This is a genomic window from Bradyrhizobium sediminis (genome assembly GCF_018736105.1).
Lineage (GTDB): Bacteria > Pseudomonadota > Alphaproteobacteria > Rhizobiales > Xanthobacteraceae > Bradyrhizobium.
In genome coordinates this window covers 5,359,869-5,381,330 of the sequence record NZ_CP076135.1, presented here as the reverse complement: position 1 = coordinate 5,381,330, position 21,462 = coordinate 5,359,869, and the positions used below count along the sequence as shown (strand labels likewise).

17 protein-coding genes are annotated in these 21,462 nt (G+C 64.3%); 8 read left to right on the top strand and 9 right to left on the bottom strand.

Annotated features, from left to right (window positions below; genetic code table 11):
- Positions 1 to 313: 313 nt before the first annotated feature.
- Positions 314 to 1,537: an extracellular catalytic domain type 1 short-chain-length polyhydroxyalkanoate depolymerase gene (locus KMZ68_RS25585; protein ID WP_215613856.1), complete on the top strand. Its 1,224-nt coding sequence runs from the start codon at positions 314 to 316 to the stop codon at positions 1,535 to 1,537.
- 75 nt (positions 1,538 to 1,612) lie between these two features.
- Here KMZ68_RS25585 and KMZ68_RS25580 read toward each other — a convergent pair whose 3' ends face one another.
- From KMZ68_RS25580 to KMZ68_RS25570, 3 genes are all read right to left on the bottom strand, one after another.
- Positions 1,613 to 2,281, bottom strand: a complete 669-nt coding sequence (locus KMZ68_RS25580; protein WP_215613855.1) for an MBL fold metallo-hydrolase — start codon at positions 2,279 to 2,281, stop codon at positions 1,613 to 1,615.
- A 94-nt stretch (positions 2,282 to 2,375) separates the two neighbouring features.
- Entirely contained in the window at positions 2,376 to 3,443 is a 1,068-nt protein-coding gene (gene lpxD, locus KMZ68_RS25575; protein WP_215613854.1) for a UDP-3-O-(3-hydroxymyristoyl)glucosamine N-acyltransferase, read from the bottom strand.
- A gap of 131 nt (positions 3,444 to 3,574) precedes the next feature.
- Positions 3,575 to 4,702, bottom strand: coding sequence for a vWA domain-containing protein (locus tag KMZ68_RS25570; RefSeq protein WP_215613853.1), 1,128 nt, complete (start codon positions 4,700 to 4,702; stop codon positions 3,575 to 3,577).
- Positions 4,703 to 4,860: 158 nt separating this feature from the next.
- On the opposite strand from KMZ68_RS25570, the gene KMZ68_RS25565 reads away from it, so the two are divergent.
- On the top strand, positions 4,861 to 5,346 hold the full coding sequence (locus tag KMZ68_RS25565) for an MmcB family DNA repair protein (RefSeq protein WP_215613852.1): 486 nt from the start codon (positions 4,861 to 4,863) through the stop codon (positions 5,344 to 5,346).
- 1,500 nt (positions 5,347 to 6,846) lie between these two features.
- On the opposite strand, the gene KMZ68_RS25560 is transcribed toward KMZ68_RS25565, so the two are convergent.
- Both KMZ68_RS25560 and KMZ68_RS25555 read right to left on the bottom strand, forming a co-directional pair.
- Entirely contained in the window at positions 6,847 to 7,401 is a 555-nt protein-coding gene (locus KMZ68_RS25560; RefSeq protein WP_215604070.1) for an ActR/PrrA/RegA family redox response regulator transcription factor, read from the bottom strand.
- A 108-nt stretch (positions 7,402 to 7,509) separates the two neighbouring features.
- A complete protein-coding gene (locus tag KMZ68_RS25555; protein WP_215613851.1) occupies positions 7,510 to 8,829 on the bottom strand; it encodes an ActS/PrrB/RegB family redox-sensitive histidine kinase in 1,320 nt (439 codons plus the stop codon).
- Positions 8,830 to 9,038: 209 nt separating this feature from the next.
- Between KMZ68_RS25555 and KMZ68_RS25550 the strand changes: the two genes are divergently transcribed.
- The 4 genes from KMZ68_RS25550 (at position 9,039) to KMZ68_RS25535 (ending at position 13,187) form a co-directional block, all read left to right on the top strand.
- On the top strand, positions 9,039 to 9,833 hold the full coding sequence (locus KMZ68_RS25550; RefSeq protein ID WP_215613850.1) for an ABC transporter ATP-binding protein: 795 nt from the start codon (positions 9,039 to 9,041) through the stop codon (positions 9,831 to 9,833).
- 47 nt (positions 9,834 to 9,880) lie between these two features.
- Positions 9,881 to 10,648, top strand: coding sequence for an ABC transporter permease (locus KMZ68_RS25545; protein WP_215616477.1), 768 nt, complete (start codon positions 9,881 to 9,883; stop codon positions 10,646 to 10,648).
- 129 nt (positions 10,649 to 10,777) lie between these two features.
- Positions 10,778 to 12,106 (top strand): polyhydroxyalkanoate depolymerase, encoded by a 1,329-nt coding sequence (locus KMZ68_RS25540; RefSeq protein WP_215604067.1) that lies wholly within the window; start codon positions 10,778 to 10,780, stop codon positions 12,104 to 12,106.
- Between the two features lie 241 nt (positions 12,107 to 12,347).
- A complete protein-coding gene (locus KMZ68_RS25535; RefSeq protein ID WP_215616476.1) occupies positions 12,348 to 13,187 on the top strand; it encodes a M48 family metallopeptidase in 840 nt (279 codons plus the stop codon).
- Between the two features lie 15 nt (positions 13,188 to 13,202).
- Here KMZ68_RS25535 and KMZ68_RS25530 read toward each other — a convergent pair whose 3' ends face one another.
- The gene (locus KMZ68_RS25530) at positions 13,203 to 15,446 is read right to left on the bottom strand and encodes a PBP1A family penicillin-binding protein (RefSeq protein WP_215613849.1); all 2,244 of its coding nucleotides are present in this window, start codon (positions 15,444 to 15,446) and stop codon (positions 13,203 to 13,205) included.
- Positions 15,447 to 15,588: 142 nt separating this feature from the next.
- On the opposite strand from KMZ68_RS25530, the gene KMZ68_RS25525 reads away from it, so the two are divergent.
- Positions 15,589 to 16,014, top strand: coding sequence for a DUF1330 domain-containing protein (locus tag KMZ68_RS25525; RefSeq protein WP_215613848.1), 426 nt, complete (start codon positions 15,589 to 15,591; stop codon positions 16,012 to 16,014).
- 60 nt (positions 16,015 to 16,074) lie between these two features.
- Here KMZ68_RS25525 and KMZ68_RS25520 read toward each other — a convergent pair whose 3' ends face one another.
- Positions 16,075 to 17,301 (bottom strand): ABC transporter substrate-binding protein, encoded by a 1,227-nt coding sequence (locus KMZ68_RS25520; RefSeq protein ID WP_215613847.1) that lies wholly within the window; start codon positions 17,299 to 17,301, stop codon positions 16,075 to 16,077.
- A gap of 130 nt (positions 17,302 to 17,431) precedes the next feature.
- The gene (locus tag KMZ68_RS25515) at positions 17,432 to 17,794 is read right to left on the bottom strand and encodes a DUF1304 domain-containing protein (protein WP_215613846.1); all 363 of its coding nucleotides are present in this window, start codon (positions 17,792 to 17,794) and stop codon (positions 17,432 to 17,434) included.
- Between the two features lie 127 nt (positions 17,795 to 17,921).
- On the opposite strand from KMZ68_RS25515, the gene KMZ68_RS25510 reads away from it, so the two are divergent.
- A complete protein-coding gene (locus KMZ68_RS25510) occupies positions 17,922 to 18,455 on the top strand; it encodes a methylated-DNA--[protein]-cysteine S-methyltransferase (RefSeq protein ID WP_215613845.1) in 534 nt (177 codons plus the stop codon).
- 133 nt (positions 18,456 to 18,588) lie between these two features.
- Here KMZ68_RS25510 and KMZ68_RS25505 read toward each other — a convergent pair whose 3' ends face one another.
- Positions 18,589 to 21,381: a [protein-PII] uridylyltransferase gene (locus KMZ68_RS25505; RefSeq protein WP_215613844.1), complete on the bottom strand. Its 2,793-nt coding sequence runs from the start codon at positions 21,379 to 21,381 to the stop codon at positions 18,589 to 18,591.
- Positions 21,382 to 21,462: the final 81 nt, after the last annotated feature.

Genomic DNA, 21,462 nt, shown 5'->3' with positions numbered 1-21,462 from the left:
CTTCACGCGAGGAGACGACGCTGCTTGGTCGCGTCCGGATCAAGCTGCGTTCATGGGAGGGTGGCCAGCGCCGGCTCGGGTTCGGGGATGTATGGCGCCGCCAAGGTCGCTGCGATTGGCGCTGTTTTCCGCCTCGGCGCTGTTCGTGCTGTCGGTTGCCGCCTGCGCCACATTTCTGACGTGGATGCGGCGCGCGCCGGTTAAGCAATTTGCTGTTAAAAGACTGACAGCACACGGTCTTTTTATTTCGCACTGCAGCAATTATCTGGTCTTGAATGGGGGTTAATAAGCCTCTCTGCCCAAGGAGCTGCCGGTGTCTCTCGCCGCTAATGTCGAATTTCTGCGTCGCCTGCCCAAGCTGAATGGTTTCAATGGCTTGGGAGGTTTCGGACGGAACCTCCGGCCGGCTCAGGGCAGCCCCCTCGTCGAAACCACCGGTTTTGGCTCCAATCCGGGCGGATTGCGGATGTTCTCCTTCGTGCCCGATCACTGCCCGCCGGCACCCGCTTTGGTGTTGGTTCTGCATGGCTGCGGGCAGACCGCGGCCGGCTACGATCTCGGCGCCGGCTGGTCCACGCTGGCGAAACATTACGGCTTCGCGTTGCTGATGCCGCAGCAGCAGGCAACGAACAACGCCAACGGCTGCTTCAACTGGTTCAACCCGGAAGACACCGCGCGCGACAGCGGCGAGGCCTGCTCGATCCGGCAGATGATCGAGCGGATGGCGGTGGATATCGGCATCGACAGGCGACGCGTCTTCGTCACCGGGCTTTCCGCCGGCGGCGCCATGACCTCGGTCATGCTGGCCACCTATCCCGAAATATTCGCAGGCGGCGCCATCATTGCAGGCCTGCCTTTCGGTGTTGCCACCAACATGCGGGAAGCGCTGAGCGGAATGTTCCAGTCGCGATCCCGCCCGGCCGGCGAATTGGGCGATCTCGTGCGCAACGCTTCCGGTCACACGGGCCCGTGGCCGAAGCTGTCGGTGTGGCACGGCAGCGCCGATCGCACCGTCAATCCCGCCAATGCCGACGAGATCGTCAAGCAGTGGCTCGATGTTCATCAACTGCCTTCGGCGCCGATGTCCGAGTCGACCGTCGACGGCTACCCCCGCCAGGTCTGGTGGAACGCGGATGGCGAAACCACGGTCGAATCCTACACCATCACCGATATGGCCCACGGCACGCCGCTCGGCGTCGGCGACAATGACGAGCGCTATGGCGCGCAGGGCGCGTTCCTGATCGAGGCGGGAATTTCGTCGTCGTATCACATCGCGAATTTCTTCGGCCTCACCAACTGGATTCGCCAGTCCAAGGAGGCAGCGAAGGCCGCCGCGCAGGAAACGGCAAAGCAAGCCGCAAAGGCCGCTCCGGCGGCTTCGCCGGCGCCCGAGCGCGCGCCGGATCTCACAAAGGTGCTGTGGCCGCTGACGACGCTCAAGCGCGCTTCCGAGCCGCCGCCGCAACCGCGCCGCCGCGGCATCGACGTCGGCGGCGTCATCACCCGCGCGCTCACCGCCGCCGGCCTGATCAAATAGCTGACGGCGGCAAGCCGTTCGATTTCGATAGTCTGTCGCGGCGGATTCGCAGCCTGGAGTCAGGCTGGCGAAATCTCACATCTCGCCGGTGAGAAACGGATTGGTCATCCGCTCCTGGCCGATGCTCGAGCCCGGGCCATGGCCGCAGATGAAGCCGACGTCGTCGCCGAGCGGCAGCAGCTTGTCGGTGATCGACTTGATCAGCGTGGCGTGGTTGCCGCCGGGAATGTCGCTGCGCCCGACCGAGCCGTTGAACAGCACGTCGCCGACGATCGCAAAGCGCATCTCGCTGTTGAAATACACCACGCTGCCCGGCGAATGCCCGGGGCAATGCAGGATGTCGAAGCTCAATTCGCCGATCGAAACCCGGTCGCCCTCGTCGAGCCAGCGGTCCGGAGCGAAATCGCGCACGCCGGTCATGCCGAAACGTGCGCCGCTGGTGACGACGTTGTCGAGCAGGAACTTGTCGGCGATGTGCGGCCCGATGATCTCGACCCCCAGCGCGTCGCGCAAGTCGGCGGCGCCGCCGACATGGTCGATATGGCCGTGAGTCAGCCAGATCTTTTCGACCGTCACATTCGATTGCTTGATCGCGGCCTGAATCTTGTCGACATCGCCGCCGGGGTCGATCACGGCAGCCCTTCTGGTGGCTTCGCACCAGATCAGCGTGCAGTTCTGCTCGAACAGCGTCACCGGGACGATGATGGCGCCGGCCTTGGCCTTGGTCTGTGCTTGCTGGGTCATCGCCGCACAATGCCGATTTTTTGCGGCTCGCCAAGGGAAAGATTGCGAAAGATTCGAGCATTTTCCTTCGAATTTGAACCGTCCGCGGCGGCAGTCAGGTCTCGTCCGGGCGGTCAGTGGATTTCTTGCGTGGCCGCGCCGCGAGCTGCTCGAGGGCGACCACTTCGCGCAGCCATTGTTTTTTCGGCTTGGCCGGAAAGCCGCCCCAGAATTCGCCCTCCGGCACGTTTCCGTACACCGTGGACCTTGCCGCCGTTATCGCTCCCTTGCCGACCGTCGTGTGCGGGATGATGCCGGTGCGCGGCCCGAGCACCACGAAATCCTCCAGCGTCACGCTGCCGCTGAGGCCGGACTGGGCGACGATGATGCAATGGCGGCCGACGATGCAGTTGTGCCCGATCTGGCAAAGGTTATCGATCTTGGTACCCTCGCCGATCACGGTGTCGCGAATTCCGCCGCGGTCGATCCGCGTTCCCGAGCCGATCTCGACGTCGTCATGAATGACGACGCTGCCGATCTGCGGAACCTTGGTATGCCCCGCGGGATTCAGCAGGTAGCCGAAGCCGTCCTGACCGATATCGCATCCGGGATGGATGATGACGCGGTCGCCGATATGCGCATGGGTGACCGAGCAGTTGGCCCCGATCGCGCAATCGTTGCCGATCCGGACACCCGGGCCGATCACGGCATGGGCTCCGATCAAGGTGCCGGCTCCGATCCTGGCGGACGGCCCGATCACCGCGAACGGATCGACCGTGACGTTGTCTGCGAGCTGCGCCGACGGATGCACCATGGCCCCCGGCGAGACGCCAACGGTGCCGAATGTCGAAGTCGGGCGCAGCGCGACGCTGTAGATCTTGCGTGCGATCGCGACAAAGGCGTCATACGGCTTGCGTACGCGCAACACCGTAACGGCATCGGGGGCCTGCTTTGCGAAGCGCTCGGTCGTGAGCACGGCTCCGGCCCGGGTCGACTTCAACGCCGCGGCGAATTTGGCTTCGGAAACGAAGCTGAGGTCGCCGGCGCCTGCCTGATCGATCGGCGCGATGCCGGTCAACCGGCGCGAGAGATCGGCTCCCTCGGATGGCTCCGCCCCTGTCATTGCGACAATTTCGGCCACGCTGAAGTCCGTAGCGCGCGAAAAAAAACTGAACTCGGTCACATCCCCGCCCCCTCGGGCGGAGCTATAACCCGACAGGGCGCCATTCCCAAGTCGAATCCGGAAGGAGGCGGGTTTCCCTTGTCGTCCCTGCGTGCGCGGGGACGACGATGTTGAAATGATTGTTCGTCAGTTTACCGCTTGATCTGCGCCTTCAGCGTGTCCTCGACGACGCGGTCGAAGGATGATGCCTTCGGCGGCGCCTTTTCGCGCTGCTCCGCAACGAAACGGTCGCGCTTGGCGACCAGCGCAGAGAGTTTTTCGTTCAGCGCCTTGCGCTGGCTCATCTGCTTGTTGAGTTCGTCCATGCGCTGCTCCGGCTTCAGCGCGCGCAGGCCCTCGGGCAAGTCATCGTCTTTGATGGCGGAGAAGCTGGTGCGGCCGGCCGTTACGTCCGAGACCAGGTCGCCGTCGCCGGTGACCGCCTCCGACGATGCCTTGGCGCGCTTGTTGAGATAGCTCGCCATCTCGCTCGCCTGTGCCGGCGCCGCGGCCGCCACCTGCGATAGCTGCCTTGTCTTGTCCTCGGTGCGCTTCTGCAGGGCGCGCGGACCATAGGGGATCACGGTGCCGTTGATTTCCTTCTGCAGGATGATGATGTCGTCGTCGTAGGGCGTCTCGATGATAACGACCTGTCCGCCGTCCTGCGGGATCGGAATGAAGCGGCCGTTGCCGCTCTGGGCGATGTCGCGCCACACCCGCTCGGTGTCGCGCGCGGTGCCGGCGAGCACCGCGTTGACGATGATGTCCTTCTGTTTCGCCACCGACAGCGTGATCGGATATTTGGTGTCCTGGGCGTAATCCATGTGCGGCGGGGCGTCGCCGACCAGGAACACGATCCGCCTGGTGTCGCCGCTGGTCGTCCATTGCAGCTTGTTGACGGCGACGTCGAGCGCCTCGTTGACGCTCTCGGCCCAGTCGCCGCCGCCGCGCGCCTTCAGCTCCAGCAGGTTGGCGTAGAGATCCTGCATGTCGGTGGTGAGGTCGAATTTCCTGGTGACGTAATCGTCGCCGATGTCGCGATAGGCGACGAGGCCCATGCGGATGTCGGCGTCGGGATTGCTATCGACGATCGCGGTCGCGATCGACCAGATCTTGCGCTTGGCGCCTTCGATCAGGCCGCCCATCGAACCCGTGGTGTCGAGCACGAAGGCGACTTCCACGGTGGGCTTTGCAACCGCGCTCGACAGGCTGGCCGACAGCGGCAGGGCAGCCAGCGCGAACGCGAATGCGAGGGCGGGCAGGGTGATGACTGGCTTCATGAGTATGTTCTCCTCCGGTGTTCCGTCCCCTGGAACCGAAGTTCCCCGGGTTTCTCGGTCCCGTGAGGTCGAAAACAAGGCGGGGCGCGTACAAATTTGCGGCCGACTTGGAGCGAACCGGCTGCCGGACGGCCTGAAATCGGTTAGGCTCCCCGGCGATGGAATCGCCAGCCCGCCAGGTCAGCCTCGTGCCCCCGCCGGATCGCCGCCAGTCGGAGACGGCGCTGGCGATCGCGCGCGGCACCGCGCGGCTGTTGCGGTCGCTGGGATTTGCCTGCATCAGCGAATTGCCGCTGCCGTCGGGACGGCGCGCCGATCTGGTGGCGCTGAACGAGCGTGGCGAAGTCTGGATCGTCGAGATCAAATCGTCGGTGGAGGATCTGCGCGCCGACCAGAAATGGCAGGACTACCGGGCCCATTGCGACCGGCTTTTCTTCGCCTTCACGAAGGATTTGCCGTGCGAGATTTTCCCCGGCGATACCGGCCTGATCATCGCCGACGCCTATGGCGCCCATCTCTATTGCGAGGCGCCGGAACACCGGCTGCCGGCGCCGACCCGCAAGCAGATGACGGTGCGGTTCGCACTCGCCGCGGCGCAGCGGATCAACCGGCTGGTCGATCCGCAGGGGCATGGCGAGTTTTAGCAACTTCGTAGGGTGGGCGAAGGCGCGTTCTTCGCGCCGTGCCCACCACTGCAGTTAAGACGGTGGGCACGCTTCCACCTTCCGTCTTCGCTCTGCGAGCTTCGGCGGACGCGTCGCTGTTCGGGCTCCGACGGAAGCTTTGTCCACCCATGTATTAGCGCGAAGTATTATCCTGACATCGTTCCGTGAGGAATGGCCCAGCCCGGGTGGCAGCCCAGAGAGCTAGCTCGCGTCCGAGCCAGGTGCCGGCGCGGGACTCAGCGGAGCGCCCCCTACCGAAACGGGGCCGGCAGGCTTGGGAGTTGGAGGAAGAACCGGAGGAAGAACTGGAGGGAGTACTTTTCGCGACGCCCGGACGACCCGCGCGCGAGGACTTGGACGCGTGGTGCTGGAAGTCGTCGGCGGTGGGATGCTGGAAGTCGTCAGCGGCGGCGTCAACTGATTCTGCAGGGAACTCACCTGCACCGTCAGCAAGGAGAGTTGACGGGCTATTCTTTTCAAGTCCGCCTGCTGGGTTGCGGAGCTCTGCGTGAGCGACACTAGCACATCGGCGTCTTGCTGCTGCGAAGACTGAATGTCCCTCAGTCCCGCCCTGACAACTGGATCCGGTACGAGGACTGGAGCCGGGTTGGGCGGCGGAGCTGCAGCGACGCGATTGAAATTCGGTGGGGAGAAGCGGCTGAAGTCCGGCAAGGAGAACCGATCGGCGTTCGGCAAAGAGAACGGATTGAAATCCGGCAGAGAGAAGCCACCGAAACTCGGCAAGGAATTGGCGGTGGCGGCACCAATGACGGCCAGGGCGGCCAGAGACACCGCTATCGCCGGCACCCGGCTTGGGGCCACCGGCGGCGGCGCCTCGGACTGTTTGTTCCCTTGCGTTTCCATGTCCGGTGCTTCGGTCACCTGCGTTCCCTACGTCACAGCCCAGTCGCGAGATTCCTCCCATCGCCGGTCAGCAAAACAAAAGCGCCGCCGCGGTGACAAACCAGCAATGGCTGGCGCGCGCTTGCCCACCGGAATTCGGCTCAAATCATGGGCTCGTATGGTTAATGATCGGTTATTCAGGAGACCAGCCGACCTCAGTGCCCGTCCGAGCCAGGTCCGTTGATACCCGGATAGTAGACATCGGGAAGCGGCCCCGACAGGTCCGTTTCGTGCCATGAGCGGAAGTCGCGCAAAAAAGCCCGGCGCGCTGGCCGGGCTTTTCGTCTTGTCGATGTCTGGCTGATCAGAACTTCGCGACGACCGGACCGCCGAAGCGATAGTGGGTCATGCACCTAAGTTATGGACGAAGTCGAACTTGTCGGCTTAAGGGTCATTCGCGTCGATTTTGGCATGCCATTCGATGTCCAGTCAGCGGGCATCCTCGGACATGGTGAGGGCCGTAGGGCGGAATAGCGAACCCGCCATCCTACTTCCGTGCATCGGCTAACTCACATTTTGCAACTCAAGCCGTCATCACCCGCGACGGCGGGTGATCCAGTATTCTCGGCAGAAGCGTTACCTTGGCGCCCGCTTCGCCAGAATCCGCTGCAACGTCCGGCGATGCATGTTCAGCCGGCGCGCGGTTTCCGAGACGTTGCGGTTGCACATCTCGTAGATGCGCTGGATATGCTCCCAGCGCACGCGATCGGCCGACATCGGATTGTGCGGCAGCTCGGATTTCTCGGTGCCGCTCGCCAATAGCGCCGCGACCACATCGTCGGCGTCGGCGGGCTTCGAGAGATAATCCACCGCGCCCATCTTCACCGCCGTCACGGCGGTGGCGATATTGCCGTAGCCGGTCAGCACGATGGCGCGGGCATCCGGGCGCTTGCGCTTCAGCGCCGACACCACGTCGAGCCCGTTGCCGTCGCCGAGCCGCAGATCCACCACCGCGAAGGCGGGGGCCGACTTGCCGATTTGCGCCAGCCCGTCGGACACGCTGTCGCAGGATGTCACGGTGAAGCCGCGGGTTTCCATGGCGCGCGACAGCCGTTCCAGAAACGGCTTGTCGTCCTCCACGATCAGGAGCGAGCGGTCGGCTTGATCGGTCAGTTCGGTGCCGGCGTTCAAGGTTCTGTCATCCTTATGTCAGACCCCATTACATATGGCGCGGCAGCGTGGCGCTGCCAAGGCCGCCGATGGTCGATTCTACAGCCATCTGACCGGCCGAGTGCGGCTCTAAGCCGCTGGTTCGGCGTCGGTTTCCACGTCCTCGAAGCGGCTGCGCGGCCACGCGATCTGGACCACGGCGCCGTGATCGGGAAAGGTCCGGTTGGTGAAGGAGACCTTGGCGCCGGTGCGCTCCAGCAGCGTGCGGGCGATGAAAACCCCGAGACCGAGGCCGTGGTGTTCGCTCTCGTCCGCGCCGCGCCGCCGCGACAGATAGGGCTCGCCGATCCGCTTCAGCATGTCGGGTGCGATCCCCGGGCCGTCGTCCGAAATCACGATCTCGACGGTCTCGTTATTCCACCATGCGTTCACTTCCACGGTCTTGCGGGCGAAATCGACGGCGTTTTCCAGGATGTTGCCGACGCCGTAGAGGATCGCCGGATTGCGGCTGCCCACCGGCTCGCGGGTGCCCGCCACCGCAATTCGCACCTTGATCGCGACGTCGAAATCGCGGTGCGGCGCCACCACCTCCTCGATCAGCGTCGACAGCGGCATGCGGTCGAACGGCGCGCCGGTCGCGGACAGTTGGGTGATCTTGGCCAGGATGTCACGGCAGCGCTGCGCCTGTTCGCGCAGGGTCTTGAGATCGGAGGCGAGCTGGCCGTTGCCGGTGACGGTCTTCTCCAGCTCGCGCGAGATCAGGAAGATCGTCGACAGCGGCGTGCCGAGTTCGTGCGCGGCGGCGGCGGCGAGGCCGTCGAGCTGGGTGAGATGCTGCTCCCGGGTCAGCACCAGTTCGGTGGCGGCCAGCGCGTCGGAAAGCTTGCGGGTGTCCTCGGTGACCTGAATCGCATACAGGCTGGTGACGCCGATCGCGAGCAGGATCGAGAGCCAGACCCCGAACAGGTAGATCGGCGGCAGCACCAGCGGTTCCTCGCCCTCCCACGGCAGCGGCAGATGGAAGAACACCAGCGCCGAGGCGCAGGCCACCGCCAGCACGCCGAGCGCGATGGTCAACCGGATCGGCAGCGCGGTGGCCGAGATCAGGACCGGCGCCAGGAACAGAAACGAAAACGGGTTCTGCAGGCCACCGGTCAGAAACAGCAATGCCGCCAGTTCCACGATGTTGAGCGCCAGCAATCCCGCCGCATAGACCGGTTCCAGCCGCTGCATCGGGTTGAAGGCGATCTGCAGCACCAGATTGAGCAGTGCGGACAGCCCGACGACCGTGAGGCAGGGAATCACCGGGACGTCGAATTCGAGCCCCTGCGCCACGACGAAAATGGCGGCGAGCTGGCCGAGCGCGGCAAGCCAGCGCAGCCGGAGGATGGTATCCAGACGGACATGGCGGCGCGGATGGCGGAAATCGGAGGCTGCAACGTCGGTCATCCCGGCAGTTTAGCCGCGCGGGTCCCCGACCACAAATTGGCATCCGGGCCACGGTCTTCCTTACTGTGCATGGGGTTGTTTTCGATATTTTGGTTCGAGGGACCCTCAGGCCGGCGTTGCAGCAGGCTGTTCGGGAAGGTCGGGCCAGCAATCCAGGGGCTCGGCACCGTCTTGCGCTTGCCGCGGCAATGGCCCAAGGAACGCCCCGCATGATCGTTGAAGACGCAGCATTGCCCGGCTTGCCCGCTGCCGATCCGGCAGGATCGGCTGCGATCGACGTTGCGCACCTGGTCAAGCTCTACAAGACCACCCGCGCCGTCGACGACGTATCGTTCCGGATCCGGCCCGGCAGCATCACCGGACTGCTCGGAGGCAACGGCGCCGGAAAGACCACGACGATTGCCATGATCATGGGGCTGGTGCTGCCGACCTCGGGGCGCATCCAAGTGCTGGGCGCTTCGATGCCCGACCAGAGCGCCGAGGTGCTCGGCCGGATGAACTTCGAGAGCCCCTATGTCGACATGCCGATGCGGCTCACGGTGCGGCAGAATCTCACGATCTTCGGCCGCCTCTATGCCGTCGAGAATTTGTCCGGACGCATCGCAAAGCTGGCCGCCGACCTCGACCTTTCCGACTTCCTCGACCGCGCCAACGGCAAACTCTCCGCCGGGCAGAAGACGCGCGTGGCGCTGGCCAAGGCGCTGATCAACCAGCCGGAGCTGTTGCTGCTGGACGAGCCGACGGCCTCGCTCGATCCCGATACCGCCGACTGGATCCGGCGGCATCTCGAGAACTACCGCAAGGCCCATGGCGCGACCATCCTGCTGGCGTCGCACAACATGCTGGAGGTGGAGCGATTGTGCGACCGCGTCATCATCATGAAACGCGGACGCATCGAGGACGACGACAGTCCCGACAAGATCATGGCGCGCTACAACCGGACGACGCTGGAACAGGTGTTCCTCGACGTCGCACGCGGGCGCGTCCAGGAGAGCACGCCGTGAGCCAGCTCGTGCTGCCCGGCGGCATCGCGCCGCATCGCATCAATGCGATGATCCTGCGCTACTGGTACCTGCTGCTGTCGTCGTGGCCGCGGCTGCTGGAACTGATCTATTGGCCGGCGCTGCAGATCATCACCTGGGGCTTCCTGCAGAACTACATCTCGCAGAATGCCGGTTTTTTCGCCCAGGCCGGCGGCACCCTGATCGGCGCGGTGATCCTGTGGGACATCCTGTTCCGCGGCCAGCTCGGCTTTTCGATCTCCTTTCTCGAGGAGATGTGGGCGCGCAATCTCGGCAACCTGATGATGAGCCCGCTGAAGCCGATCGAGTTCCTGATCGCGCTGATGGTCATGAGCCTGATCCGGCTCGCGATCGGCGTCATTCCGATGACGCTGCTGGCGATGTTCTTCTTCGACTTCAATCTGTACGGCTTCGGGTTGCCGCTGATCGCCTTCTTCTGCAATCTGATCTTCACCAGCTGGTCGCTCGGGATCTTCGTCTCGGGGCTGGTGCTGCGCAACGGCCTGGGCGCCGAGAGCATCGTCTGGACACTGATGTTCGGGGTGATGCCGCTCGCCTGCGTCTACTATCCCGTGACGGTGCTGCCGCACTGGCTGCAATATGTCGCCTGGTCGCTGCCGCCGACCTATGTATTCGAGGGGATGCGGGCGCTTTTGATCGACAAGGTGCTCCGGACCGACCTGATGCTGTCGGCGCTGGCGATCAACGCGGTGCTCCTGATTGCGTCATTCGCGATCTTTCTTGCCCTTTTGAAGAGCGCCCGGCGCTACGGCTCGCTGATCCAGAGTGGCGAATAAAGGCAAGGTTATCCCACGGAATCCGTGGATTTACGGCCCTCCCGGCCGGTAGATTTACCGATCTGTGCATTGACGCTTAATTACGCATTATGCAGTATGCTGCGATGCAAAAGGGGATTTGAGGAATACATGCCGATTGGTGAGTTTGGCGGAGCACCGCCACTGGTGGCCGAAGGCAGTCCGGCGCTGACGACGCCGATGTACTGGATGTACGAAATGGCGCACGCGTCGCTCAATCCGGCGCGCGCCGTGACCGACGCCACGAAAATTCTGTTTCAGAATCCGCTCAATCCGTGGTCGCACACCGAGTTCGGCAAATCCATTGCCGCCGGCTGCGAAGTGTTCGAGCGCACCACGCGCCGCTACGGCAAGCCCGAATGGGGCCTCGACGACACCGAGGTCAACGGCATCCGGACGCCGATCGAAATCCGCTCGATCTGGGAAAAGCCGTTCTGCCGGCTGCTGCACTTCGATCGCAAGCTGACCCGCCCGTTGCGCAGCCCCCAGCCGCGGGTGCTGATCGTGGCGCCGATGTCCGGCCACTACGCGACGCTGCTGCGCGGCACCGTCGAGGCATTCCTGCCGACCCACGAGGTCTACATCACCGACTGGGCCGATGCGCGGATGGTGCCGCTGACGGAAGGACGCTTCGATCTCGACGACTACGTCGATTACGTCATCGAGATGCTGCACGTGCTCGGCGGCAACATGCACGTGATCGCGGTGTGCCAGCCCTCGGTGCCGGTGGTGGCGGCGATCTCCGTCATGGAAGCCGAGCGCGATCCGTTCGTTCCCCTGTCGATGACGCTGATGGGCGGCCCGATCGATACCCGCCGCAATCCGACCGCCGTCAACAATCTCGCCCAGGAGCGCGGCATCGGCTGGTTCCGCGCCCACGTCATCACCAAGGTGCCGTTTCCGCATCCGGGCGTGATGCGCGACGTCTATCCGGGCTTCCTGCAGCTCAACGGCTTCATCAGCATGAACTTCGACCGTCACATGGACGCCCACAAGAACCTGTTCAAGGATCTGGTGAAGGGTGATGGCGACATGGCCGACAAGCACCGCGATTTCTATGACGAATATCTCGCCGTCATGGATCTGACCGCGGAGTATTATCTGCAGACCGTCGACACCGTGTTCGTCAAGCATGCGCTGCCCAAGGGTGAAATGACCCATCGCGGCAAGCTGGTCGACCCGTCGAAGGTCACGCGCGTGGCGCTGATGACGGTCGAAGGCGAGAACGACGACATTTCCGGTCTCGGGCAAACCGAAGCGACGCATGCGCTGTGCAGTTCGATTCCCGACCACCGCCGGGTGCATTACGTACAGAAGGGCGTCGGCCACTACGGCGTGTTCAATGGCTCCCGCTTCAAGTCGGAAATCGTGCCACGCATTTCCGATTTCATGACCTCGGCGGCGAACGTGAAGCCCAAATTGGCCTTCGCTGCCGAATAGGCGTTGAACGAATGGGTTCGAAGCAGAGCTGCTGCTTCGAACGGCGAAGCGCGGCGTTGATTCGACGCGATCGGTAACCCTCTGAATTGGCGCAAGGAAACCCGGAATCCCGGCTTGCCGAAGGAATGAGGCTTTCTTCACTCCTTCAAGGCCGTCTCCGGACCCGGTTGCAGCCAAAATTATTTGTTCCAGGCCCATCCTGTAGGGGCGGCCGGGCGGGTTGCCCCTGTATATTGGGCAAATGATTTGTTTTTGCGCCGAGCGATTTCACTGGCGGCGGATATGGCAGAATCCGGGCGAACTCCTGATCCCCGGACTTGCAGACATGGCCACTCGCGCCCTCCTTTATCGGCGGCCCGCCGAACCTTCTCGACTTCTGGTCAAGCACGGCTCGCAGATCTACTCGGTCAGGCTGCGCCGGCACCGCCGCGCGCGGCGTTACACCTTGCGCATCCATCCGAGCGACCGTGAAGCGATCCTCACCATGCCGCCGCGCGGCACCATCGCCGACGCCAAGGACTTCGCCCAGCGTCATGGCGGCTGGATCGCCGCGCGCCTCGGCCGATTGCCGAAGGCCGCCCCCTTTCTTCCGGGAACCGTGGTGCCGCTGCGCGGCGTCGCGCACAAGATCGTGCACCGCGCCGGCGTGCGCGGCACGGTGTGGACCGAAACGCGCGACAGCGGCGAGCGGATTCTCTGCGTTGCGGGCGGGGCCGAGCATATCGAGCGGCGGGTCCACGATTACCTGAAACGCGAGGTGCGCAACGATCTGCACAAGGCGTCGCTGGTCTACGCCGAGGCCTATGGCGTGAAGGTGAAGCGGCTGTCGATCCGCGATCAGTCGAGCCGCTGGGGTTCGTGCACCTCGGCCGGCTCGTTGTCGTTCTCGTGGCGGCTGATCCTGGCGCCGCCTTACGTGCTCGATTATCTCGCCGCCCACGAGGTGGCGCATCTCGTCGAGATGAATCACTCGGCGCGGTTCTGGCGGGTGGTCGCCCGGGAATGCGCCCATGTCGAGCGCGCCAAGAGCTGGCTCGACACCTACGGCAACGACCTGCATCGCTACGGGATCCAGGATTGAACCAACAGCGATCGTCTATCGCCCGAACAGCCGATCCACCAGCCAGCCATCCAGTCCCGCGGCTGCTTCGGGGCGTGCATTCGGCGAGGGCGGCGCCGATGTCCGCGTCGGCGGTGGCCGATACGCTCCGCCCGGCGGAATCGGCGCGAGCGGGACGGGGGCTTGGGCCGCTGGAGGCTGCGCCGATGGCGCGCTGACCTGCGAGGCCGTCTGCATCAGGTTGGAGAGGAAGCCGCCCTGGCGCGAGTTCGGCAAGCCGGCGACCGGCATGCCCTGATGGGCCGCGCGCATGAAGCGGGTCCAGACCTCGACCGGCAGGCCGCCGCCGGTTGCCTTTTTGGTCGGCGAATTGTCGTCATTGCCGAGCCAGACGCCGGTCACGAGCTTGGCGGTGTAGCCGATGAACCAGGCGTCGCGGAAATCCTGGCTGGTGCCGGTCTTGCCGGCCGCGGTCCAGCCCGGGATCTCCGCCTTGCGCGCGGTGCCGCTCAGCAGGGTCTCCTGCATCATCGTGTTCATCATCGCGACATGGCGCGGTTCGATCGCCTGGCCGAGCTGATCGGCGGGCCGCCCGTACAGGACCTTGCCCTCGGCGGTGCGGATCCTGGTCACGACATGCGGCGTCGCCCCTTGGCCGCCATTGGCGAACGGCGCATAGGCGCCGACCAGTTCGGTCAGCGAGACGACCGAGGTGCCGAGCGCGATCGAGGCATTGGCGTCGAGCTTCGAGGAGATGCCGAGCCGGTGCGCGGTGCGTACCACGTTCCTGGCCCCGACCTCGAGGCCGAGCCGTACCGCGACCGTATTGAGCGACATCGCCAGTGCCTGCGTCAGGGTCACCGAACCGAAATATTCGTGGGTGTAGTTCTCAGGTCTCCAGCCCTTGACGTCGAGCGGCGCGTCCTGCCGGATCGTCTCCGGCGTCAGCCCGGCCTCGATCGCGGTGAGATAGACGAACGGCTTGAAGGCCGAGCCCGGCTGGCGCTTGGCGGTGACCGCGCGGTTATACTGGCTCTCGGCGTAATTGCGCCCCCCCACCATGGCGCGCACCGCGCCGTCCGGCGTCATCGCCACCAGCGCGCCTTGGCTGACGTTGAACTTCACGCTCTTTGCCGCCAGTTCGTCGATGATGGCGGCTTCGGCGACGCTTTGCAGTTTCGGGTCGATCGAGGTCTCGACCACGATGTTCTGGTCGATCTGGCCGATCAGGTCGTCGAGCACTTCGCCGATCCAGTCCGCCACATAATTGATGGTGCCGGCCCCTGCCGCCTTCACATTGTAGGAGGGCTGCCCGATCGAGGCCTGCGCCTGCGCGTCGGTGATGAATTTGGCGTCCGCCATCGCCGCCAGCACGGTCTGGGCGCGCTTCTCGGCGCCTTCCGGATTGCGGTTCGGCGCCAGCCGCGACGGCGACTTGACCAGCCCCGCCAGCATCGCGGCTTCCGCCAGCGTCACGTTCTTCGCGGACTTGCCGAAATAGCGCTGCGCCGCTGCCTCCACGCCATAGGCGCCGGAGCCGAAATAGACCCGGTTGAGATAGAGTTCGAGAATTTCCGATTTGGAATGCTTGCGCTCCAGCCAGAGCGCGAGTTCGACTTCCTGCAATTTGCGCTGCAGCGTGCGTTCCTGCGTCAGGAACAGGTTCTTGGCGAGCTGCTGGGTCAAGGTCGAGCCGCCCTGCGAGACGCCGCGATGCATGATGTTGGCCACCGCCGCCCGCGCGATTCCGACCGGGTCGACGCCGTAATGCGAATAGAACCGGCGGTCCTCGATGGCGATGAAGGCCTTCGGCAGATAGGGCGGCAGATCCTTCAGCGCGACATTGGTGCCGGCCATTTCGCCGCGCGTCGCCAGCACGCTGCCGTCGAAGCCGACGATCTGGATGGTCGGCGGCCGCTTCGGAATTTCAAGCGACTGGATCGCCGGCAGATGCGCGCCGACCCAAACGACGACGCCGACCGCCGCGATGAAAGCCCACAGGCCGAGCACCGCCCCCCAGTAGAACAGGCGCGAGATGCCGCCGCGCGCACGGGCCTTCGATTTGCGCTTGCCGCTGCCCCGGCCGGGCCGCGGCTTGCGCTCGCGCGGAGCCTCGTCGCCGGCATCGGCGGCCTTGCGTTTGGAAGATGGCTTCTTCGGCTTGTCGTCGTCGTCGGGGCCGACACGATCCTGCGGGCTGAGGCGCAATTCAGACAGCGCCGCGGCGAGCCCGAATTGCGGCTCCTTGCGCCCGCCGCTCTTTTTTCGTCCCCACGCCATACGCAAACGCCGCTCGCACCGGTCCCGCCGCACGCTAACGGGCGGAATTTAAGGGCTGGTTACGCAAAGATTAACGCGGGATTAGGAGGTGCGGCGGGGCGTGGTAAAAGCGGGCCAGCGCCAGGCGAAAAAGGGAAGCTGCATGGGCCATATCGATCCGACCAAGGAAGTATTCGCGCAGTTCAGGGCCAATGATCGCCCGGGTCCGATTCACATGCTGAATCTGGTCCGGCTGCGGCAACGGGCGGCCTATCCCGACGGCCGCCAGGCCACCGGCGCGGAAGCCTATGCGGCCTATGGCCGGGAAAGCGGGCCGGTGTTCGAACGGCTGGGCGGCCGCATCGTGTGGCAGGGCCGGTTCGAATTGATGCTGATCGGGCCGGCGGACGAGCGCTGGGATCACTGCTTCATCGCCGAATACCCCAGCGTCGCCGCCTTCGCAGAGATGATTCGCGATCCGGTCTACCGCGAGGCGGTGAAACACCGGCAGGCGGCGGTCGAGGACTCGCGCCTGATCAGGCACGCGGTGCTGCCGGTCGGAAAGAACTTCGGCGAAATTCCGAAGTAATATCCCAACGAAATCGGCGGCCCCGAAAGGCCGCCGATCGTGGTTCCGACATGAGAAAGACTAGCCCGCGGGGCCGGCGTCTTCGAGGATCGGGCCGAACAGTTCCCAACGCTCGCCGTTGAACTTCATCATCTGCAACTGCTTGTTGACCCGGTAATCGGTTGGCGTGGTGTTGGCGACGATGCCCGGCAGCGACAGGTCGAGCTGCACGTTCTTCAGGCTGGTCGCCTGCTTCATGACGTTCTCGCGGGTCAGATTGTCGCCGCACTGCTTGAGCACGTGGATCAGCAATTGCGTGGTCGAGTAGCCATAGGCGTTGAAGCTCGAGTCCTTGTCGCCATCGGGATAGTACTTCGCCATGAACTCGAAATACTTCTTCATGCCGGCATCGTTTTTCCAGGTCGGATCGAGCGGATCCTTGCCGTAATTGACGCTGATCACTCCCTTGGAGGCCTCGAGCCCTGCCGGCTTCATCACCGCGCCGACCGAAGTGGCGTTGATGTCGAGGATGTGCACCGGCTTCCAGTTGAGTTCGGCCAGTTTCTTGATCGTCTGCGCCGCCTGCTTGGGCGTCGAGGCGCTGAAGAACAGGTCCGCGCCGGCGTCCTTGATCTTGAGGATTTGCGAATCGACCGTCGGATCGGAGACTTCGTAGGAGGCTTCCGCGACCACCATCTTCGCCGCCTTGTCGCCGAGGCCGGCCTTGATGCCGTTCAGGTAGTCTTTGCCGAGGTCGTCGTTCTGATAGAGGATGCCGACCTTGGCATTCGGATAATTCTTGATGATGTACTGGCCGTAGATGCGGCCTTCCACGAAATAGTTGGGGTTGAAGCCCATCGTCCACGGGAAATTCTTCGGGTCGGTGAACTTCGACGCGCCGGTGGCGGCGAACAGTTGCGGCACCTTCTTGGTGTTGAGATATTTCTGCACGGCGGCATTCGACGGCGTGCCGAGGACCTGGAACGTCAGCAACACCTCGTCGCTCTCGACCAGCTTGCGCACCTGCTCGACCGCCTTGGGCGGTGAGTAGGCGTCGTCATACTGGATCAGATTGATCTTACGGCCGTTTATGCCGCCCTGGTCGTTGATCATCTTGATATAGGCGGCCTGGGTCTTGCCGATGGTGGCATACGCCGAAGCCGGGCCGCTGAACGGATTGGTCTGGCCGATCTTGATCTCGGTATCGGTTGCGCCGGTGTCGTATTTCTTTTGCGCCGATGCGGGCGAAGCCGACAGCGCGATCGCAACCGCCGTTCCGGTCACCAGATGAAAAATACCGTTCCTCATGTCGCTGCTTTCCTCACATGTTTATTGTGCCGACGGCCTTGTCCGGTAGTGGCGGACGCCGTCGCTGCCGGGATACTGGATGAACGCATGTGGCATTGCAATACAATGCCGTCCGTGACGGTGCTCGAACTTACGCCAGCCAGAGCAGGACCAAAGCGACCGCGGCGGGCGCCGCCTGCACATACAATATCCGGCGGCTGACGGTAGCCGCGCCGTAGGCGCCGGCCACGATCACGCAAAGCAGAAAGAACACCTTGATCTGGAATGCGAAGGCCGGCGCGCCGTGAAGCAGTCCCCAGGCAAGCCCCGCGGCGAGGAAGCCGTTGTACAGTCCCTGGTTGGCGGCGAGCACGGCGGAATCGGCCGCCTTCTCGGGTGAATTCCGGAACGTCTTCAGGCCCAGCGGCTTCTGCCAGAGAAACATCTCCAGGATCAGAAAATAGATGTGCAGCGCGGCGACCAGCGCCACCAGCAGATTGGCGATAAAGATCATATTGCCTCCCCCCGAACAACCCACCGCGGGTTTCGGGTGGACGCTAACACGCTCGTCATGAAAAATGCGACGGTCCATCGCTGCATCAGCCCGGAATGATGGCGCCCGAGACCCGCAAGAGGAGCCCATGCGCGCAAAGCCACCCGAAACGGTCGGCCTCGACCGGTTGCGAACGCCGATCGGAACGGCGTTGCTGGTCAGCGACGCCGACGGGGCTCTGCGCGCGCTGGACTGGGAAGACTACGAGCCGCGCATGAAGGCACTGCTGCGGCGGCAATACGGGACGGTGGTGCTGAAAGCGGCGCGGGCGCCTGCCGAGACCAGGGCCGCGCTGACGGGCTATTTCAAGGGCGACCTCGCTCGCCTGAATGAAATCCACTGGCGCATCGCCGGCACCCCGTTCCAGCGCAAGGTCTGGAACGCATTGCCCAAAATTCCGCCCGGTGCCACCATGAGCTACGGCGAACTGGCGGCGAAACTCGGCATGCCCAGGGCGGTGCGCGCGCTCGGTCACGCCAACGGCGCCAATCCGCTCAGCGTCGTCGTGCCCTGTCATCGTCTGATCGGAGCCGATGGTGCGCTGGTCAAGTATGGCGGCGGCATCGAGCGCAAGCGCTGGCTTCTCGATCACGAAGGCGTGGTGCTCGGCGCCTCTCCGTAGCCCGGATGGAGCGCAGTAATCGGTCCTCATCCTGAGGAGCCGCGAAGCGGCGTCTCGAAGGATGAGAGGAATGGTGGCTCTCATGGTTCGAGACGCGCGAAGACGCGCTCCTCACCATGAGGGTCTATCAGCTCTAGGCCGCGGGCTTGGTGACCGCGTCTTCGCTGGAGAGCAGGTGGATCAGCGCGCTCTTGATCGCGGCCTGCCGCGTCGGCGCGGTGATCTGCGCGCCGAGCAGGTCGGTGACGTAGAACACGTCGCGGGCGCGCTCGCCGAAAGTCGCGACATGGGCCGAGGCGATGTTGAGGTTGAGCTTCGAAATCGCGGTCGTCAGTTGATACAACAGGCCCGGCCGGTCGAGGCCGGACACCTCGATCACGGTGTAGCGGTCCGACCACTGGTTGTTGAGGGTGACTTCCGGCTCGACCACGAAGGGGCGCACCTTGCGTCCGGCGGCGCGGCGCGCCACCACTTCGGGCAGGCGCAACTTGCCTTCCAGCACGTCCTCGATCATCTCGCCGATCCGGGTCGCGCGCCGGCCCTCGTCCTCGTCGCGGTCGTATTCCCTCGATATCGCGATGGTGTCGAGCGCGCGGCCGTCGGTGGTGGTGTAGATCTGCGCGTCGACGATGTTGGCGCCCGCCGAGGCGCAGGCGCCGGCGATGATCGACAATAGCCAGGGATGGTCGGTGGCGAGAATGGTCAGCTCGGTGACGCCGCGCGCCTCGTCGAAGCCGACATTGATCGCCAGCTTGTGGCCGGCCTGTTCGCTGGCGCGCAGGAAGCGGGCATGGCGGATCTTGCGCGCCAGTTCGACCTTGAGCCAGTAGGCGGGATAGTGCCGCCCGATATAGGCGTTGAGTTCCGCCTCCGGCCATTCGGTGAAGGCGGCGCGGAACTCCCGTTGCGCCACCTCGATGCGCTGCGCGCGATTGACTTCGGAGAAGCCGCCGGTCAGCACCGGTTCGGTTTCGTAATACAGCGTGCGCAACAGCTGCGCCTTCCAGCCGTTCCAGACGCCGGGACCGACGCCCCGGATGTCGGCGGTGGTCAGGATGGTCAACAGCTTCATCTGTTCGACCGATTGCACCACGGCTGCGAAATTCTCGATGGTCTTGCGGTCGGAGAGGTCGCGTGACTGCGCCACCGTGGACATCGTCAGATGTTGCTCGATCAGCCATGCGATCAGTTCGGTATCGGCGGCGCTGAAGCCGAGCCGCGGGCACAGCCGCCGCGCCACCCTGGCACCGGCGATCGAATGGTCCTCGGGACGGCCCTTGGCGATGTCGTGCAAGAGCGTGGTGATGTAGATCACCGCGCGGTGCTCGGGTTGGATCTTGCGCATCAGGTCGCTGGCGACGGTGAACTCGTCGTTGCCGCCGCGCTCGATGTCCTGCAGGTAACCGACGCAGCGCAACAGATGCTCGTCGACCGTGTAGTGGTGATACATGTTGAACTGCATCATCGACACGATCTTGCCGAAGGCGCGGATGAAATGACCGAGCACGCCGGTCTCGTTCATGCGCCGCAGCACGATTTCCGCGTCGTTCGAGGTCAGGATCTCCATGAACAGCCGGTTGGCTTCGGGATTTTCGCGCAGCGGCGTGTTGATGAGCTTCAGCGACCGCGTCACCGTGCGCATGGCATCCGGGTGGAAGGCGAGATTGTTCTTCTGCGCCAGCCGGAAAATCCGGATCAGGTTGACGGGGTCGTGCTTGAAGACGTCGGGCGCGGCGAGATTGATGCGGTTGTTGTCGATGATGAAATCGTCGCTCTCGGGCACCCGCCGCCGGTTGTTGGAAGGCCGCAGCCGCGCCATCACCCGGCTCAGCACCGGCGCCGGCTTGGCCTGCTGGTCTTCCAGCTTGGCGCACAGGATCGCGGTGAGATCGCCGACGTCCTTGGCGACCAGGAAGTAGTGCTTCATGAAGCGCTCGACATCCTGCATGCCGGGATGCGAGGTATAGCCGAGGCGGATCGCGATCTCGCGCTGCATGTCGAACGACAGCCGCTCCTCGGCGCGGCCCGAGAAGAAATGGATGTTGCAGCGTACCGACCAAAGGAAGTCGGCGCAGCGGCGGAAGGTGCGATATTCCTGGGCGTCGAACACGCCGCGTTCGACCAGTTCGTTGGTCTCGCGCACGCGGTAGACATATTTCGCGATCCAGAACAGCGTGTGCAGGTCGCGCAATCCGCCCTTGCCGTCCTTGACGTTGGGCTCGACCAGATAGCGCGACTGGCCGGCGCGGCGATGCCGCTCCTCGCGTTCGGCCAGCTTGGCGGTGACGAATTCGGCGGCGGTGCCCTGCACCACTTCCTTGTCGAACCGCCCCACCAGTTCATCGTAGAGCGGCTGGTCCCCGGTCAGGAACCGGGTCTCGAGTATGGCGGTGCGGATCGTCATGTCGCCGCGCGCCTGCCGGATCGATTCGTCGACCGAACGGGTGGCGTGGCCGACCTTCAATCCCATGTCCCACAGGCAATACAGGATGGCCTCGGCGACCTGTTCGCCCCAGGCGGTCTGCTTGTAGGGCAGGATGAACAACAGATCGATGTCGGATTCCGGCGCCATCAGTCCGCGGCCATAGCCGCCGGTGGCGACGACCGCCATGCGCTCGGCCCCGGTCGGCACCTGCGAGCGATAGAGATGGCGGGTGGCCGCGGCATACAGGATGCGGATGATCTCGTCCTGCACGAAGCACAGCCGTTCGGCGCAACGCCGTCCGTGACGGTCCTTCAGCAGCACCGCCTGCGCCACCGCGCGCGCCTCGACCATCTCGGCCTTCAGCAGTTGTGCCACGGCCGTTCGGAAAACATCCTCGCGGCCGGAATGTTTTGCGGCGAGCGCGTCGACCGCCGCGGTGATCCTCGCGGTATCGAAACGGTCGTCGGCGACGGAAGGGGTCGGGGTCACAACGCTGTCCATGACCTAACCGGATAACGGACGATGCCAGCGCTGTCACGGGAGATTCCGGGAGATAACGGCAGGTCGATGCTGCTTTGCTCC